Genomic DNA, 17382 nt, shown 5'->3' with positions numbered 1-17382 from the left:
TCACTGACGTTGGTCATCCACCGTGACGCCTTTTGGCGGGGTGAATGTGAATTTATCCGGGCTAATCGGGCCGTTTTTCTGGCTCTTTAGCTGGTAGTTACTGCGCTGCCCATCCTGCTCGACGGCGCTAAACTGATTAATGGTGCCATCTGGCGTCACATCAATCGTGAACTGCTTGAGGTTGCCATCGCTTTTCTTCGGCGTCAGTTCAAATTTGTCACCCTGCTGTTTTACGTTGTATTGCTGCCAGTCACTGGCCTGGTTACGGGCAATCAACATAAACGGTGTATTGCTGGTCGCATTCTTTAACAGGCTGACCGTAGCTTGTTCAACAAACGGGTTATAGAACCATAACGATTTCCCGTCAGAAATAATGATGCTCTCGTCGGGTGCGGTCATATGCCAGTTAAACAGGCTGGGGCGCTTAACCCAGAGCTCGCCTTCACCCTCCTGCACGTTGGCACCGCTGCCATCGGTCACCTTTTGAGTAAAGCTGGCGTGGAAGCTGTTAACTTTATTAAGGCGCTGTTGCAGGTCGCTCGACGCATCGGCGAGAACGTTGGCTGACCCCAAAGCGGCCAGCAGGCCTAAGGCGATTACGCGTAATTTCATCTGCTTAAATCCTTATTAAATCGTTTCCCGTTGATCACGTGACTAAGCCTGGTCGCTGTCCTGCGTTTAATACAGGAGAAAAAACCGAAACACTAATCAACTATGGGGGTTAACCGCTAAAAAACAATGAGCCAGTGGAAACTGGCTCAGTGTTTTGTGTTTCAAAGCTTATCGTTCAGGCTTTACATATCATGGGGTGGTGGAGAGAGCACTTCACGGTTACCGTTGTGGCCCGGTGACGAGACGATGCCCTGTGCTTCCATCTGTTCAATGATGCGCGCAGCACGGTTATAACCGATACGGAACTGACGCTGTACGCCCGAAATCGAGGCGCGTCGCTTATCCACCACAAAGGCAACAGCCTGATCGAACAACGGATCGAGTTCTTCATCGCTGTCAATGCCGCCCCCGCCTTCACTTTCTTCGCCCGCCGTAATGCTTTCAATATATTGCGGACGCCCGCGCGCTTTCCAGTCCTGCACGACAGCATGTACTTCCTGATCGCGCACAAAGGCACCGTGAACACGCACCGGCATTGATGAGTTGGGCGGCATGTAAAGCATATCGCCCATCCCCAGTAACGATTCTGCACCGCCCTGATCAAGGATGGTTCGCGAGTCAATTTTACTTGAGACAGTAAACGCGATACGGGTAGGAATGTTGGCTTTGATGAGGCCGGTAATGACGTCAACTGACGGACGCTGGGTTGCCAGAACAAGGTGGATTCCCGCCGCACGCGCTTTCTGTGCAAGACGTGCAATCAGTTCTTCCACTTTCTTACCGACAGCCATCATCAAATCGGCGAACTCATCCACCATCACCACGATGTAAGGCAGTTTTTCCAGCACTGGCGGCGTCATATCCATGCTGTCGCCTGGCTTCCAGAACGGATCGGGAATCGGCCGCCCCATTGCATCCGCCTGCGCCACTTTTTCGTTGTAGCCGGCCAGATTACGTACACCCAACGCCGACATCAGCTTATAGCGACGCTCCATCTCACCGACACTCCAGCGCAGCGCGTTCGCCGCATCTTTCATATCGGTCACGACTTCGGTAAGCAGATGCGGAATGCCTTCGTAAACGGAAAGCTCGAGCATCTTGGGGTCAATCATAATAAAGCGCACATCTTCCGGCGTGGCTTTATACAGCATGCTGAGGATCATCGCATTCACGCCGACGGACTTACCGGAACCGGTTGTACCCGCTACCAGTAAGTGTGGCATTTTAGCCAGATCGGCGACGACTGGCTGGCCGGCAATATCTTTACCCAGCACCACAGACAGCGGCGAGGGATTGTCACGGAATTTTGGACAATCCAGCACTTCACGCAGGTAAACGGTCTGGCGATGTCGGTTGGGTAATTCCAGACCAACATAGGGTTTGCCAGGGATCACTTCAACCACACGCACTGCCGTAGTCGACAGGGAGCGGGCCAAATCGCGTGACAGGTTAGAGATACGCGCCGCTTTCACGCCCGGCGCGAGATCCAGTTCAAAACGGGTAATCACAGGTCCTGGCGAAATGCCCACCACCTCGGCCTTGACGCGGTAGTCACCCAGACGCGCTTCAACCAGTCTTGCTGTCTGCTCAAGGGCGAACATATCAACCGGTTCTTCCTCTTCCGGCGGCGCGGTCAGGAGATCGAGTGACGGTAAGGGTGTAGAAGGTTTTTCCAGTGGCTGCTCGTGACGCATCAGGAAGGGGTGAATCAGGCTGTCATGCACAGATGGCTTCGCCTCCCCGACCGGCTCCGGCTGCTGCGCAGGTGCGGCAAAGTGATCGGCCGCAAAGGTCTGGGCTGATTCTACACGCTGAGCCGCAGGCTGTTCTGGTGCCGCCTGAACGTGCTGCCAGGGCTCATGTTGTGGCGCGACCTCGCTGACGTCCGGCGATGCTGCAATGGTGAACAGCGGCTCGACAGGGCCATCGTCGACCAGGTCCTTCATTGGGGAGAAATCGAAGGCCGCTGACGTATCCAGATTGAAAACGGGTGCATTGTCTTCAGGCACCGTTTCATAGCGCTGTTGCTGTTGCTGTTGCTGTTGCTGTTGCTGTTGCTGTGCGAACTGACGCGCCAGCGAGGCCTGCTGCAATGCCAGCTCATCGTCCTCGTGCGCGTCGTCCTGCTGCCAGCTTTCGCCATAGCGTTGCTGCTGCTCTGACTGGAACGCCTGACGCAACTCTGCCTGTTGCAGCGCATCCTGCTCCTCTGCTGACCAGTCAGTGAGTGACGTATCTTCTTTCGTAGGTTGTGATGACGGCAGTTCAGCACGTTTGGCTTTTTCTTCCGCCATACGCTGTGAAGGCAGTTTAATACCATACGAGGCCAGCTCACGTCGGGTAGGCAGTTTAACCGGATTAGGCCGCGGCAGCGCCGGACCAATCCCCTGTTTCACCTGTGGATTCGACACCGTTTCAGGGACAGGTTCAAACAGCGGTGAGGATGCTGATGATGCTGCGGTTGCCGCAGCACCGGCGACGGCAGCGCTGTTCAGCGAGGCTGCCGACGTGGCTTCACGCCAGTTACCCATTTTGGGTTCGTCATCCTCATAAGCGGTAAAGTGCGGGGCAGCCGCCGGTGCATCGTCCGGTAACTCAAAGCGGTAGCGCGGCGGTTCAGTGAGAGGCTTCTCCTGTGACACCGGCTCGCGCGGTGCAATGTGCGTCATCACCGGGGCAGGATGAGGCGATGCCGCAACAGGCGAAACAGGTTCAGGCGTCGCTGCAACCTGTTCAGGCTCAGGTGAAGCTGATGGCGCACTGACAGGCGTTGCCGCCATTGTTGCGGCAGCAGGCTGCGCAGGTGCTGTGGCAGTAGCCTGAGCGGTTGCTGTCGGTGTCGTGGTCGCAGATACTTCGGCTGTGGCCGCAACAGCGGCGCGGGTGGCGGTGGCGGCCCTGGCTAACAGTGGATCGTGCGCATCCAGATCGGGCTGCGCCTTACGCGGCGCGGTTAGCAATACGTCATCGTCGTCGTCCGTCTGAGCATGAAGGACGGGCGCGCTCTCGTGATAATCGTCTGCTTCGTCCTCTTCATGCCAGGGTTCATCATGACGTGAGCGGTTGCTGGCGAATGTCAGCACGCCCATGACCACGCCACCGATTCTTTCCGCAATGGTTAACCATGACCAGCCCGTATACAGCGTGATCCCTGCGGCCCAGATGCAGAGCAAAGTCAGTGTGCCACCTGCCGGACTGAACCAGGGTGAAATGGCATTACTGACGAGGCTGCCAATGACGCCTCCGGAAGCGAAATACCAGATGTCGTCCGCGTTGAGCGCGGCCATCCCACAGGTGGTGACGACCAGGGCCAGGACACCGATTAAGCGTAAACCAATGGCAAAGTAGTCCACATAATCCTGGTTATCCCGCTGGCGAAACGCTATCCAGCACAGCCCCAGTATGACCGGCGGAATGGCATAGGCCATCACACCAAAGATGAAAAGCAACGTATCAGCCAGCCATGCGCCGACTGTGCCACCCATGTTATGGATAGGTTCATGCCAGGCCGTTTGCGACCAGCTCGGATCGGAAGGATTAAAGCTGACCAGGGAAACCATCAGGTAGATGGCGAACAATGCCACCAAAATAAGTAACGCTTCCAGCAGACGGCGTCCGCTGCTCAGCGACTGTAACGAAACGTCTTTATCTTCTGTGTATTCCTGGCTCAAGAGATCTCTCCAGGTGCCTGTAAAGTAAGAAACAACAGCGTCGGGCTCACCCGACGCTGGTCCTGTATGTATTCACAGGAGTGTACCGAAATTTCCCAGGCTTTGCACCTGCCACGCATCAGCGCGTTTTGATCACCAGACGATTGCTCTGTTTGACCTCTTCCATCACCACATAAGTACGCGTGTCGTTTACGCCTGGCAGGCGCAGCAAGGTTTCACCCAGCAGCTTGCGGTAAGCGGACATATCAGGCACGCGCGTTTTAAGCAGGTAGTCGAAATCACCAGAAACCAGGTGACACTCTTGAGTTTCCTCAAGTTTTTGCACAGCGGCGTTAAATTGCTCAAACACATCAGGTGCGCCACGATTCAGAGTAATCTCAACAAATACCAGTAATGAAGCATCCAGGTAGTGAGGGTTGAGTTGCGCAGTATAGCCAAGGATGAATCCCTGGCGTTCAAGACGGCGTACACGCTCAAGACAAGGTGTAGGAGATAATCCTACACGTTTGGAAAGTTCCACGTTTGAGATGCGACCGTCTTTCTGCAATTCATTGAGAATGTTTCTGTCGATCCTGTCGAGATCCTTACCGGGGCGTTTCTTATTATCTACCATTATTATTGTCTCTCTTCATTCCTTCCCTTTACCTGCCATCCCCTGAAAACGGTCATTGTTCGGGGCATTTTTGAAGTGAAATAACGGCGTCTGAGCGCATTCGTACCTATTTGTATGACGCATGCTGTCTGTCCACCGCATGCGTCATGACCAATATCAGACGATAAAATTCGTTCGGTACTCTGCCCAAAACCCGGCGGCAACACCCGTTTTGTTCAGACTAAGTTATTCGCTTCTCACACTGTTTTCGCAAATGCGCAGGCGATTGTCAAAGTAAAATGTCTAAATTCAGGACAAGATGCCAGACACTTCGCTGGGTCACTGTTTTTAAATGAGTATTTTCGTGCGATGGTGGTCTGTAAACTGAATTTTTGCCCCCTTTTGGCACAGGAGGCAGGCGAAAAAGCCATTCATCGTCTACGCCGTTTGCAGCAATCGCTAACAAAAGTGCGCAAGTGTTGTCATTGCTACGGCATATTCCCTACAATCGCAGGTTATGTCAGGTGAATAAAACTGAGGAACGCATGAGTACGGCTAAACACAGTAAGTTGCTCATTTTGGGCTCTGGTCCGGCAGGTTATACCGCGGCCGTCTATGCTGCACGCGCCAATTTGAATCCAGTACTGATTACCGGGCTGGAAAAAGGCGGTCAGCTGACCACCACGACGGAAGTGGAAAACTGGCCGGGCGACCCGCATGATCTGACAGGTCCCTCGCTGATGGAACGTATGCATGAGCATGCCGAGAAATTTAACACGGAAATTATTTTCGATCATATTCATACGGTCGATCTGCAGAACCGTCCCTTCCGTCTGACCGGTGACAGTGGCGAATATACTGCCGATGCGCTGATTATTGCCACGGGTGCATCAGCACGCTATCTGGGCTTACCGTCGGAAGACGCTTTTAAAGGCAAAGGCGTTTCGGCCTGTGCGACCTGTGATGGTTTCTTCTACCGCAACCAAAAAGTCGCCGTTATCGGTGGCGGAAATACCGCGGTTGAAGAAGCACTTTATCTGGCGAATATCGCCTCTGAAGTGCATTTAATTCACCGCCGCGACAGCTTCCGCGCAGAGAAAATCCTTATTGACCGCCTGATGGAAAAAGTCAGCAACGGCAATATCGTGTTGCATACACACAGAACGCTGGAAGAAGTGGTCGGCGATCAGATGGGCGTGACGGGCCTGACGCTACGTTCAACGCTGAATACCGAAGAGACCGAAACGCTGGATGTTGCCGGCCTGTTTGTTGCTATCGGACACAGCCCGAATACGGCGATTTTCGATGGTCAGCTGGCGCTGGAAAACGGCTACATCAAGGTACAGTCCGGCCTGCATGGTAATGCCACGCAAACCAGTATCCCTGGCGTGTTTGCCGCGGGTGACGTCATGGACCATATCTACCGTCAGGCCATTACCTCTGCCGGTACCGGTTGTATGGCTGCGTTAGATGCAGAGCGTTATCTTGACGGATTGGTTAAGAACGATAAGTAAGTTGTTAATAACCTGATCTTAATTGTTTGAGGCGACTGTTTTTCAGTCGCCTTTTTTATTATCACCATGCTAAATTCAGGCGCCGGGTGTGAGGACCAGCCTCATTTCATTTGTCTTTGCCACATTGGGTTTCGCATGAATAAATCGCGTCAGCAGCATCTTACTCGTTGGCTTCGTCAACAGTGTCATCATGCTGGCCCCTGGTTGCGCGTTACGTCGTTGCTGGGCTGCGCTGGCGCGCTTCTGATTATCATGCAGGCATGGCTTTTAGCGTCGCTCCTGCAGGCGCTGATTATTGACAGGCATTCTCCAGCCTCCCTTTTGTCCTCATTTTCACTTCTGATCCTGTGCTTTGTTCTGCGCGCCGCGCTGAATTATGCCCGGGAGCAGGCTGGATTTCGTGCCGGGCAGGCCATCCGTCAGGCTTTGCGTAAACAGGTGCTGGATCGTCTGGCAGCGTTGGGTCCGGCCTGGATACAGGGCAAGCCCGCCGGCAGTTGGGCAACGTTACTGCTTGAGCAAACCGAGGATATGCAGGCCTATTACGCGCGTTATTTGCCGCAGATGACGCTGGCGGCGGTCATTCCCTGTTGCATATTGCTCACCCTGTTTCCGTTAAACTGGGCGGCAGGTCTGATCCTGTTCGCGACCGCGCCGTTGATCCCGCTTTTTATGGCCCTGGTCGGCATGGGCGCGGCCGAGGCTAATCGCCGTAACTTTGTGGCGCTCGCACGCCTGAGTGGCAACTTTCTGGATCGCTTGCGTGGTCGGGAAACCCTGCGTCTGTTTCATCGGGCAGACGCCGAAAAACAGGCGATTGCTGACGCCACGACGGATTTCCGTCAACGGACGATGGAGGTTCTGCGTCTGGCCTTTCTTTCTTCGTCAGTACTGGAATTTTTTGCGTCACTGTCCATCGCCGTTGTCGCCGTTTATTTTGGCTTTTCCTATTTGGGCGAACTGCACTTTGGTGATTATGGCCGCGGCGTGACGCTGTTTGCCGGCTTCCTGGTGCTGATTCTGGCCCCGGAATTTTTTCAGCCTCTGCGCGATCTGGGCACATTCTACCATGCTAAAGCGCAGGCAATTGGCGGTGCCGATGCGCTTGAACGCTTTATGCAGGAAACGCCAGAGGCCGAAAACGCATCCGCCAGCGACGCCTTTAGCGCAACGGCGCCAGTAGAGCTGGTGGCAGAAAATCTGACGGTGCACGCGCCCAATGGCCATCGGCTCTGCGGCCCGCTCACCTTCACCCTGCGCACAGGCACGCGCGTCGCGCTGGTGGGCAAAAGCGGTGCAGGCAAAACCGCACTGTTAAATGCCCTGCTGGGCTTTTTACCCTATCAGGGATCGCTGAAAGTTAACGGTATTGAACTTCACCGTATCGCACGCCATGACTGGCATCGGCATCTTGCCTGGGTCGGCCAGAATCCCCAGCTACCCGCCGCAACGTTACGGGACAATATCATCATGGATGCGCCGCACGATCCCGCACGGCTAAGTGCCTTAATCGCATCATGTGGGATCGATGAATTTCTTTCCCGACTGCCTGCCGGACTGGATACCGAACCGGGGGATGCCAGTCATCACTTATCGGTCGGTCAGGCACAGCGCATTGCCGTAGCCCGCGCGCTGTATAAACCCGCCCAGTTATTGTTACTGGATGAGCCCGCTGCCAGCCTGGACAGTCAAAGTGAACATCATGTGATGCAGGCATTAAATCAGGCGGCCACGCGCCAGACGACACTGATGATCACCCACCAAATTGATCTGCTTCAGACATGGGATGCGATCTGGGTAATGCAGGCCGGTCAGATCGTACAGCAGGGCGACTGGCAGACGCTGACTGCGTCCGGTCCGTTCAGTGATTTATTACAACACCGGCAACAGGAGATTTTCTGATGACGGCTCTGCGTCCCTTTCTGCGGCTATGGCTGCGTCATCCCTTCCGCCTGACGTCAGGGATCGTGCTGGCGATTGTCACGCTGTTAGCCAGTATCGGCTTGCTCACGTTGTCGGGCTGGTTTCTGGCCGCCTCTTCTGTAGCCGGTGTGGCTGGTCTGTACAGTTTCAACTATATGCTTCCCGCCGCTGGCGTGCGCGGCGCAGCGATTACCCGTACCGCCGCCCGGTATTTTGAGCGGTTAGTAAGTCACGACGCAACGTTTCGGGTTTTACAGCATCTGCGTGTCTTCACGTTTAGCCGCCTGATTGCGCTTTCTCCCGGCCAGCTCGCGCTCTTTCGTCAGGCCGATCTGCTTAATCGTTTTGTTGGTGATGTGGATACGCTGGATCATCTCTATTTGCGGGTCCTCTCGCCGCTGCTGGGCGCGTTTATCGTTATCGTCGTGGTAACAGCCGGCCTCAGCCTGATTGATCTGCACCTGGCGCTGGTGCTGGGCGGCATTCTGCTTACGCTGCTCTGCCTTTTTCCCCCGCTGTTCTACCGTCTGGGCGCGCCCACCGGCATCGCGATTGCCCGGCAGCGATCGCGCTGGCGAGAGCAGTTAATGCACTGGCTGGCGGGACAGGCAGAACTGACACTGTATGGTAACGCTGCCCGCTGGCGGGCCAGGCTGGACGAAGATGAGCAGCAGTGGCAGGACGCACAACGTCAGCAGGAGCGTTTACAGGCGCTGGCGCAAAGTCTGCTGCTGTTATGCAGTGGCCTCACTGTTACTGCCCTGCTCTGGCTGAGCGCAACAAGCATTGCGCAGCAGCAACTGCCCGGACCGCTCATTGCCCTGGTGGTGTTTTGTGCCCTGGCAGCTTTTGAAGCACTGGCGCCGATCGCGAGCGCCTTTTTGCCCCTGTCTCAGGTAATCACAGCAGCACAACGCGTCAATGACGTTATCGATCAGTCGCCTGCCATCCTCTTTCCATCCACAAGCACGGTTCCCGCCGGTGCGCTGCAACTCAGGATTGACGCGCTGGATTTCCGTTATCCGGGACGACCTGAAAAGGTGTTGGATCAGTTTTCACTGACGATGAAAGCCGGTGAACGTATTGCCCTTCTCGGCCCCACAGGCTGCGGCAAGTCCACCTTGCTTGGGCTGCTCACCCGCGCCTGGGAGGCGCAACAGGGCGAAATCGTATTGAACAGCGTACCGCTTGCGGACTGGGATGAAGCCCAACTTCGCCAGCGCATCAGCGTAGTCACCCAGCGCGTCCATGTGTTTAGTCAGACGCTACGGGACAATTTGTTGCTGGCCTGCCCCACCGCCAGTGATGCAATGCTTGAAAATGCACTGGTGCAAACCGGGCTTCAGTGCCTGCTGGAAAATGAAGAAGGGCTTAATGCCTGGCTGGGTGAAGGCGGCCGTCCGCTGTCGGGTGGAGAGCTACGCCGCCTGGCCATCGCCCGGGCGATGTTACACAACGGCGACTTATGGCTTCTGGACGAGCCGACTGAAGGACTTGATGCCACCACCGAGCAGCAGATTCTCGCCCTTCTGCAGCAGATCACCACGGGTAAAACGGTCATTATGGTAACGCATCGTCTGCGCGGCCTGGCGCAAATGGACCGAATTTGCCTTATGGACAGCGGTAAGATCGTCGAGCAGGGAAATCATTCTGAATTAGTCGCAAAAGGTGGACGTTACTGGCGTTTCCAGCAACGCTTTGCGCTATAGTGCTGAGCAAACGCTGAGGGGTACATTACCGCGATGAGACTGGTTCAACTGTCACAAGAGTCGTTGCGCTTTCCGCCACCGGAAACCGCGCTGCGCGAGCCGAACGGCCTGCTGGCGATGGGCGGCGATCTCTCCCCTGCACGCCTGCTGAGTGCCTATCAGCAGGGTATTTTTCCCTGGTTCTCGCCCGGCGATCCGATTTTGTGGTGGTCACCCGATCCGCGAGCGGTGTTATTCCCGACGCAGTTCCATCTCAGTCGCAGTATGAAGCGGTTTCATCAGCAGTCACCTTATCGGGTGACGATGAATGAGGCCTTTGGCGATGTCGTTGACGGCTGTGCCCTGGGCCGCGAAGAAGGTACATGGATTACGTTTGAAGTGAAACGCGCCTGGCAGAAGCTCTATGAACTGGGCCACGCGCACTCGATTGAAGTCTGGCGCGATCAAACCCTTGCAGGTGGCATGTACGGTCTGGCGTTGGGACAAATCTTTTGCGGCGAATCGATGTTCAGCCTGCAACCCAATGCGTCAAAAACAGCCTTACTGGTATTCTGTCAGCATTTTATTAAGCACGGGGGCCAGTTAGTGGATTGTCAGATACTTAACCCCCATACCGCTTCGCTGGGAGCGGTTGAGATTGCACGCGATCGTTATCTTGAGCAGGTAAAGAACCTGACATCCCTGGCCGTTGACAGCGGCTGCTGGCGTAATCAAACCCTTTTTTAAAAGTTGCGTAGATGTTTTGCACACATAAAGTCGGTTAAGTGATATAATAGCCAGGTTTGGTATGTCGTCCGCGCTTGGTTTTCAAGCCGGAATTGCCAGGCTGGGAATCTCATCGCACTCTCGGAACTGTTTCAATCGTGCGCGTGTTACCGGTTGATTCAGATTCTTAGCCCGCTAATCCCCCGCAGACGTCACATAAACACCCGAATTTAACCGACATGCTCGCGTTGACACGCGAAGCACGGCGATGCGTTGGCTTTATTGCCGACGGTTCTTTACATAACTTGTTGAATTGGGCATTATCTTGCCGATTCAACTGAAAGGTAGTACACCCAGAGGATTCGATGGCCAAAGAAGACAATATTGAAATGCAAGGTACCGTACTGGATACGTTACCTAACACCATGTTCCGCGTAGAACTTGAGAACGGACACGTGGTTACCGCTCATATCTCCGGTAAAATGCGTAAAAACTACATCCGCATCCTGACGGGCGACAAAGTGACTGTCGAGCTGACCCCGTACGACCTGAGCAAAGGCCGCATTGTCTTCCGTAGTCGCTGAGTTGCGTTGATGCTGCTGCCTGCGTGCGCGCAGGCGGACAAAAAAAAGGCCGGATTTTATCCGGCCTTTTCTCGTTCTGTGAAACGGTGCTTAGTGCACCGTCCCTTCCGTTTTGCGTTTTTGCGCGCTGAGGAAGTGATAGGTCAGTTGCCCCTTCTCTTTATCCAGCGCAACGGAAACCGATCCCCCGTCGACCAGAGAACCAAACAGCAGTTCGTTCGCCAGCGGTTTCTTCAGGCTCTCCTGCACGGTACGCGCCATTGGACGGGCACCCATCGCTTTGTCATAGCCCTTCTCTGCCAGCCAGTCACGCGCTTCGTCACTGACTTCCAGCGAAACGCCTTTCGCATCCAGCTGCGCCTGCAGTTCAACAATAAACTTGTCGACCACCTGGTGAATGACGTCCGTTGACAGGTGGCTGAACCAGATAATGTTGTCCAGACGGTTACGGAATTCAGGCGTAAAGATTTTCTTAATCTCTTCCATTGCATCCGTACTGTTGTCCTGATGAATCAGGCCAATAGATTTACGCTCAGTTTCACGCACGCCGGCGTTGGTGGTCATCACCAGCACCACGTTACGGAAGTCCGCTTTGCGACCGTTGTTATCAGTCAGCATGCCGTTGTCCATGACCTGCAACAACAGGTTGAACACGTCCGGATGCGCTTTCTCAATTTCATCCAGCAGCACAACGGCGTGAGGATGTTTGATCACCGCATCGGTCAGCAAGCCGCCCTGATCGAAACCGACATAGCCGGGAGGCGCACCAATCAGACGGCTGACGGTGTGACGTTCCATATATTCGGACATGTCGAAGCGCAGCAGTTCGATGCCCAGCGCTTTAGCTAACTGGACGGTCACTTCGGTTTTACCCACACCGGTAGGACCGGCAAACAGGAACGACCCTACCGGCTTGCGATCCTGACCCAGACCTGCGCGGCTCATCTTGATGGCTTCAGTCAATGCCTCAATGGCATTATCCTGACCGAAGACCAGCATTTTCAGACGGTCGCCCAGATTTTTCAGCGTATCGCGATCGGTTGCTGACACACTTTGCTCCGGAATACGGGCAATACGCGCCACCACCGTTTCAATGTCCGCCACATTCACCGTTTTCTTACGTTTGCTGGCAGGCATCAGGCGCGCACGGGCACCGGCTTCATCAATGACATCGATAGCCTTATCCGGCAAATGACGATCGTTGATGTATTTCACCGCCAGCTCCACCGCCGCGCGCACGGCTTTCGCGGTGTAACGTACATCATGGTGCGCTTCGTATTTGGTTTTCAGACCATTAAGAATCTGCACCGTCTCTTCAACAGAGGGCTCGGTAATGTCAATTTTCTGGAAACGACGCGCCAGGGCACGATCTTTCTCAAAAATATTGCTGAATTCCTGATAAGTGGTTGATCCCATTACGCGGATTTTGCCACTGGAGAGCAGCGGCTTAATCAGGTTAGCGGCATCCACCTGTCCACCCGATGCGGCGCCCGCACCGATAATGGTGTGAATTTCATCAATAAACAGGATGCTGGAGTTATCTTGCTCAAGCTGTTTCAGCAACGCTTTAAAACGTTTCTCAAAGTCACCACGGTACTTGGTGCCCGCCAGCAGCGAACCAATGTCCAGCGAGTAAATGGTGCAGTCCTTCATCACCTCTGGCACGTCGCCCTGAACGATTCGCCAGGCTAATCCTTCCGCAATCGCGGTTTTACCGACGCCCGACTCACCCACCAGCAGGGGGTTATTTTTACGGCGACGACACAGAACCTGAATCGTACGTTCCAGCTCTTTGTCGCGGCCAATCAGCGGATCAATGCCGCCAACGCGAGCAAGCTGATTAAGATTGGTGGTGAAGTTTTCCATACGTTCCTCCCCGCCTGCTTGCTCTTCGTTAACCGGATTTTCAGCACCAGGTGCCTGGCCCGGTTCGTCTTTGCGCGTACCGTGAGAGATGAAGTTCACCACATCGAGGCGGCTGACTTCGTGTTTGCGCAGCAGATACGCTGCCTGGGATTCTTGTTCGCTGAAGATGGCGACCAAAACATTCGCGCCATTGACTTCGCTGCGTCCGGATGACTGAACGTGGAACACGGCGCGTTGCAACACGCGCTGGAAGCTGAGCGTCGGTTGCGTATCGCGCTCCTCTTCACTGGCGGGCAGCACAGGCGTGGTTTGTTCAATGAAGGCTTCAAGCTCCTGCCGCAGAGCCACAATGTCCACCGTACAGGCTTCCAGTGCCTCTCTTGCCGACGGGTTACTGAGCAATGCCAGTAACAAATGCTCGACGGTCATAAACTCATGACGGTGCTCACGCGCTCTGGCGAAAGCCATGTTTAAACTGAGTTCCAGTTCTTGATTGAGCATTAGGCACCTCCTCCAGTTAATCGCTCTGACCTGCTTCCTGTATGGAGAGAGGCTCAGGCTTTTTCAAGCGTACACAGCAACGGATGATGATTGTCCCGCGCGTAATTGTTCACCTGTGCCGCTTTCGTCTCAGCGACTTCTGCGGTAAATACACCACAGATGGCTTTACCGTGGTAGTGAACTTTCAGCATCAGTTGCGTTGCACGTTCAATATCATAAGAAAAGAACTTTTGCAGAACGTCAATAACAAATTCCATAGGTGTATAATCGTCATTATTCAGAATGACTTTATACATCGAAGGTGGCTTTAACTCTTCGCGTACTTTACCTTCGGCTAAGTGTTCGAAATTTAGCCAGTCTTTAGTGTTTGCCATAGTGTTCCGTTGTGAGTCAGTACGTCATCATCAAACCCGGTGTCATCTGTAGAGTTTAACACGTGTGTCAAGTGCACTGCCGCTAATGAATCGGTCAGCCAAAAATTCGTTACGCGACCTGTATCACAAAATTTCAAATAGCGTTAACCACCTCAAATTTTGATGATTTTCTCCCCACCTGGCCCAGTGGTTTGCTTGACGATCGCGGCGATTTTTCTACATTCTAGCTTCACAAGCTGATTGAGTTTTAATCAAACCCGACTCACAGCTTACGTCACCTCACCTACTTATAAAATGTCTTGCGAGGGAAGTAAAAGCATGGAGACAGGTACCGTTAAATGGTTCAATAACGCCAAAGGTTTCGGCTTTATCTGTCCAATCGGGGGCGGCGAAGATATCTTCGCACACTACTCAACAATACAGATGGATGGTTACAGGACGTTAAAAGCGGGCCAGCAGGTCCATTTTGACGTTCATCAAGGCCCGAAGGGCAACCATGCCAGTCTTATTGTACCCGTAGAAGCGCAGCAGGCCGTGGCCTGACATCCCCAACGTTGGACCGCTCCGTCAAAAATGCCAGCCTGATGCGCTGGCATTTTTACTTTATGCCTTAACCCGCCTTCCCCTGCGCCAGTTGGATGACGCGAACAAACATCTCTTGCAGACAGGTCGGAACAGACGCGGTTCCGCGTTCTGCGGCCGCCATAGCGACCGTGATGGCCAGTTCCGGTTTTGATGCGCGATGAATCGCTTTGGTAATAATACGCCTGGAATTAACAGGCACGTTTAACGGCAGATGCGCTGCCGCATGGTAAACCTCGCTAAAGCCGTTGTTGTAGAGGAACTGTTCCATATCGGCCGCCGGAAGCTGGGTCAGATGATGCTTTTCATTATCATGCGGCTGAAGCTGGCTGCGCGCCGTGGCGGCATATTTTTTTCCTGCCATGTCGCCATCCGTCAGGACATGCCAGGCGATGCCCATGCGTCGGGCAAATTTCAGCAACGGCTTCAGACCTGACTGCGCATATTCAATGACTTTTATCCCTTCTGCCGCGAAGTGATAACCGCATTGTCGTGCCATCTGATTGATAATCCAGACTTCGGTTTCACCTTCCACCAGCAACCAGCAACGGGCAAACAACGCTGAGGGGCGGTTAACACGAATATGAAAGCCGATGCGACGGCTGTCTTCTGCACTCAATCCTTCAGGGCCGATGCGCCACGCCGCCACGCGCGTGGGTTCGCGTACCAGTCGACACACATCCTCTACCGCCACCTGCGACAATAACTCGCCCGAGTTGGTCGTGGCAATCTTCTGCAACGGCAGCAGCGCAAGCAAGTTCCAGGCCACCGAAAGCATGATGGGGTGCAGTCGTGTTTCCGGATCTTCAATTAACAACAGCGGTCGCGCACCCGGGAGCAACGGCTCATTGCCCCTTGCCTGCATCAGTAAGCTAAACATCCGCAGCAAAATCAGCTGACGGCTGCGCACATCGGTCGCAGCAATCAGATGATTAAGCTGATCCAGCGAACGCCAGCCCTCAACGCCATCCCGTGACTGTGGATCGACGCGGAACGCCTGGCTCCCGTGATCCGGATGCTGCACCAGAAAATAGTGCTCCATCAGCTGCTGTAGCGTTTGCACGCCCTGACGCAGGACCGCATCGCTCAACTGTTGGGGATGACGGTCCAGATCGCGCGTCAGGTTATCCAGCTCCTGCGTCAGCTGATTTAATGTCGTCAGACGTTCATCCACCCGGCTGGCAACGGGACGCAGGCGGCGGCTAAAACGCGCATCGCGCAGGCGTAATACCGGATTCATACGCAGAAGAACATCGATCGCCTCAGCCGTTCCCGCTTCAGGCAACACCTGGCCCTCGCTGTCGATAAAGCGTCGCGAGGATCGAATCTGGCCAGCGTGTCGTCTGGCCTGGATGCTGTAACGCAGATAGCGTTGTCCGGGTATCGCGCCTCGCCAGAAAGGCGCAAGTGGTCCGCTGGTTTCTGCCTCATCCTCACGAAAATGAAAAACCACAGACAGGCGATGCACCTGGTCGTCCCTGTCACCTGGCGTAAAATGAAAATCGTCAGACGTAAAAACATACTCGCGCGTGTGCGGTGACAGCAGCAGACTCAGTGCATCCAGCAGACTGGATTTCCCCCAGGCATTTTCGCCGATCAACAGGTTAATGCGCGTTAACGGAAGAGAAAGCTGATTAATGCCGCGAAATCCCCGGATATCGATATGTTCCAGATTCATAGCGCTTTATCCTCTGAGCTGACCGAAGAAGGGAACGCGTTGCTCTGGCGGTCAGGTGACTTTACCGTCAGGGTTTACTCCCCTGTGCTTTTTCGTTAGCGTAGCGTCAATTTTAACATGGACGATCTTTTCATTATGTATTCAGGACTGTTACTGATTCTACTCCCGCTCTTCGCTGGCTGGCTGTTACCCGTCCGGCAGGCCAGGTTTCTTAAGGCGGTAAATCGTCTGCTGGGCTGGATGGTCTACGTCATTCTGTTTTTTATGGGCATCAGCCTGGCTTTTCTGGACAACCTTAGCAGCAATCTGATCACCGTTTTTTATACGGCATCCGTCGCTGCGGGCTGTATTTTACTGTGCAACCTGCTGGCATTGCGCTGGCTGGAACAGCGGATGCCCTGGCAACATCATCATAAACAGCAAAAACTGCCGTCACGTTTACATATGGCGCTGGAATCGCTGACGTTGTGCGGCGTCGTAGTCCTCGGCTTTGCGCTGGGCCTTACGCAATGGCCCTGGCTGCACCATGCATCCGCAGCCAGTGAATATGCCTTGATCTTCCTGCTCTTGCTGGTCGGTATTCAACTGCGCGGCAGCGGCATGACGCTGCGTCAGATTATCCTGAATCGCCGGGGGATGACGGTTGCCTGTGTCGTCCTGCTGAGTGGCTTACTGGGCGGCATTATAGCGGCGCTGATACTGGGGCTCCCCCTTAAAACCGGCCTGGCACTCGCCAGTGGCTTTGGCTGGTATTCCCTTTCCGGCATTCTGATGACAGAAGCCTTTGGGCCAGTGATCGGCAGTGCCGCTTTTTTTAATGACCTGCTGCGAGAGCTTATCGCCATTATGCTGATTCCCGCGCTGATCGCCCGCCACCGCAGCAGCGCGCTGGGCTTGTGCGGCGCGACGTCAATGGATTTTACCCTGCCCGTTTTACAACGTGCAGGCGGTACCGATATTGTGCCGGCGGCGATCGTGCATGGATTTATTATGAGCCTGGCCGCGCCCGTGCTTATTGCGCTGTTCTCAGCCTGAGCGCGAAATTCAACTTTTGATGCAATTTTTTACGGT

General features: G+C 54.4%; 13 protein-coding genes. 7 read left to right on the top strand and 6 right to left on the bottom strand.

Annotated elements, in window-relative coordinates; all coding sequences use genetic code 11:
• The 3 genes from lolA to lrp form a co-directional block, all read right to left on the bottom strand.
• Entirely contained in the window at positions 1-612 is a 612-nt protein-coding gene (gene lolA, locus G5574_RS20210) for an outer membrane lipoprotein periplasmic chaperone LolA (RefSeq protein WP_006118612.1), read from the bottom strand.
• A gap of 182 nt (positions 613-794) precedes the next feature.
• A complete protein-coding gene (locus tag G5574_RS20205) occupies positions 795-4283 on the bottom strand; it encodes a DNA translocase FtsK 4TM domain-containing protein (RefSeq protein WP_164483097.1) in 3489 nt (1162 codons plus the stop codon).
• A gap of 118 nt (positions 4284-4401) precedes the next feature.
• Positions 4402-4896, bottom strand: coding sequence for a leucine-responsive transcriptional regulator Lrp (gene lrp, locus G5574_RS20200; protein WP_006118610.1), 495 nt, complete (start codon positions 4894-4896; stop codon positions 4402-4404).
• Positions 4897-5420: 524 nt separating this feature from the next.
• Between lrp and trxB the strand changes: the two genes are divergently transcribed.
• The 5 genes from trxB (at position 5421) to infA (ending at position 11310) form a co-directional block, all read left to right on the top strand.
• On the top strand, positions 5421-6389 hold the full coding sequence (gene trxB / locus G5574_RS20195) for a thioredoxin-disulfide reductase (protein WP_033737645.1): 969 nt from the start codon (positions 5421-5423) through the stop codon (positions 6387-6389).
• A 135-nt stretch (positions 6390-6524) separates the two neighbouring features.
• On the top strand, positions 6525-8291 hold the full coding sequence (cydD, locus tag G5574_RS20190) for a heme ABC transporter permease/ATP-binding protein CydD (RefSeq protein WP_164483096.1): 1767 nt from the start codon (positions 6525-6527) through the stop codon (positions 8289-8291).
• The gene (gene cydC, locus G5574_RS20185) at positions 8291-10021 is read left to right on the top strand and encodes a heme ABC transporter ATP-binding protein/permease CydC (RefSeq protein WP_164483095.1); all 1731 of its coding nucleotides are present in this window, start codon (positions 8291-8293) and stop codon (positions 10019-10021) included. The genes cydD and cydC overlap by 1 nt, the downstream gene beginning before the upstream one ends.
• 33 nt (positions 10022-10054) lie before the next feature.
• Positions 10055-10747, top strand: coding sequence for a leucyl/phenylalanyl-tRNA--protein transferase (aat, locus tag G5574_RS20180; protein ID WP_110267728.1), 693 nt, complete (start codon positions 10055-10057; stop codon positions 10745-10747).
• Between the two features lie 344 nt (positions 10748-11091).
• Entirely contained in the window at positions 11092-11310 is a 219-nt protein-coding gene (gene infA / locus G5574_RS20175) for a translation initiation factor IF-1 (protein WP_002211347.1), read from the top strand.
• A gap of 90 nt (positions 11311-11400) precedes the next feature.
• On the opposite strand, the gene clpA is transcribed toward infA, so the two are convergent.
• Together clpA and clpS are read right to left on the bottom strand one after the other, a co-directional pair.
• Positions 11401-13677 carry an ATP-dependent Clp protease ATP-binding subunit ClpA gene (clpA, locus tag G5574_RS20170; RefSeq protein WP_006118605.1) on the bottom strand — a complete coding sequence of 759 codons (2277 nt, stop codon included), beginning with the start codon at positions 13675-13677 and terminating at the stop codon, positions 11401-11403.
• 53 nt (positions 13678-13730) lie between these two features.
• Entirely contained in the window at positions 13731-14051 is a 321-nt protein-coding gene (gene clpS / locus G5574_RS20165; RefSeq protein ID WP_006118604.1) for an ATP-dependent Clp protease adapter ClpS, read from the bottom strand.
• A gap of 318 nt (positions 14052-14369) precedes the next feature.
• On the opposite strand from clpS, the gene cspD reads away from it, so the two are divergent.
• Complete coding sequence (cspD, locus tag G5574_RS20160) at positions 14370-14594, top strand: cold shock-like protein CspD (RefSeq protein WP_006118603.1); 225 nt, start codon at positions 14370-14372, stop codon at positions 14592-14594.
• Positions 14595-14661: 67 nt separating this feature from the next.
• Here cspD and G5574_RS20155 read toward each other — a convergent pair whose 3' ends face one another.
• A complete protein-coding gene (locus G5574_RS20155) occupies positions 14662-16311 on the bottom strand; it encodes an ATP-dependent nuclease (protein ID WP_058701033.1) in 1650 nt (549 codons plus the stop codon).
• A gap of 135 nt (positions 16312-16446) precedes the next feature.
• On the opposite strand from G5574_RS20155, the gene G5574_RS20150 reads away from it, so the two are divergent.
• A complete protein-coding gene (locus tag G5574_RS20150; RefSeq protein ID WP_039341349.1) occupies positions 16447-17346 on the top strand; it encodes a LysO family transporter in 900 nt (299 codons plus the stop codon).
• Positions 17347-17382 lie beyond the last annotated feature (36 nt).

Origin of the sequence: Pantoea stewartii (assembly GCF_011044475.1) — a bacterium.
In the GTDB taxonomy this organism is placed as follows: Bacteria; Pseudomonadota; Gammaproteobacteria; order Enterobacterales; family Enterobacteriaceae; genus Pantoea; species Pantoea stewartii.
This window is presented reverse-complemented; position numbering and strand designations above follow the sequence as displayed.

Coding starts and splice junctions, on each gene's coding strand:
- cydD (WP_164483096.1), top strand. CDS start 6,525: ATGAATAAATCGCGTCAGCAGCATCTTACTCGTTGGCTTCGTCAACAG.
- clpS (WP_006118604.1), bottom strand. CDS start 14,051: ATGGCAAACACTAAAGACTGGCTAAATTTCGAACACTTAGCCGAAGGT.
- aat (WP_110267728.1), top strand. CDS start 10,055: ATGAGACTGGTTCAACTGTCACAAGAGTCGTTGCGCTTTCCGCCACCG.
- infA (WP_002211347.1), top strand. CDS start 11,092: ATGGCCAAAGAAGACAATATTGAAATGCAAGGTACCGTACTGGATACG.
- lrp (WP_006118610.1), bottom strand. CDS start 4,896: ATGGTAGATAATAAGAAACGCCCCGGTAAGGATCTCGACAGGATCGAC.
- trxB (WP_033737645.1), top strand. CDS start 5,421: ATGAGTACGGCTAAACACAGTAAGTTGCTCATTTTGGGCTCTGGTCCG.
- clpA (WP_006118605.1), bottom strand. CDS start 13,677: ATGCTCAATCAAGAACTGGAACTCAGTTTAAACATGGCTTTCGCCAGA.
- G5574_RS20150 (WP_039341349.1), top strand. CDS start 16,447: ATGTATTCAGGACTGTTACTGATTCTACTCCCGCTCTTCGCTGGCTGG.
- cydC (WP_164483095.1), top strand. CDS start 8,291: ATGACGGCTCTGCGTCCCTTTCTGCGGCTATGGCTGCGTCATCCCTTC.
- cspD (WP_006118603.1), top strand. CDS start 14,370: ATGGAGACAGGTACCGTTAAATGGTTCAATAACGCCAAAGGTTTCGGC.
- G5574_RS20155 (WP_058701033.1), bottom strand. CDS start 16,311: ATGAATCTGGAACATATCGATATCCGGGGATTTCGCGGCATTAATCAG.
- lolA (WP_006118612.1), bottom strand. CDS start 612: ATGAAATTACGCGTAATCGCCTTAGGCCTGCTGGCCGCTTTGGGGTCA.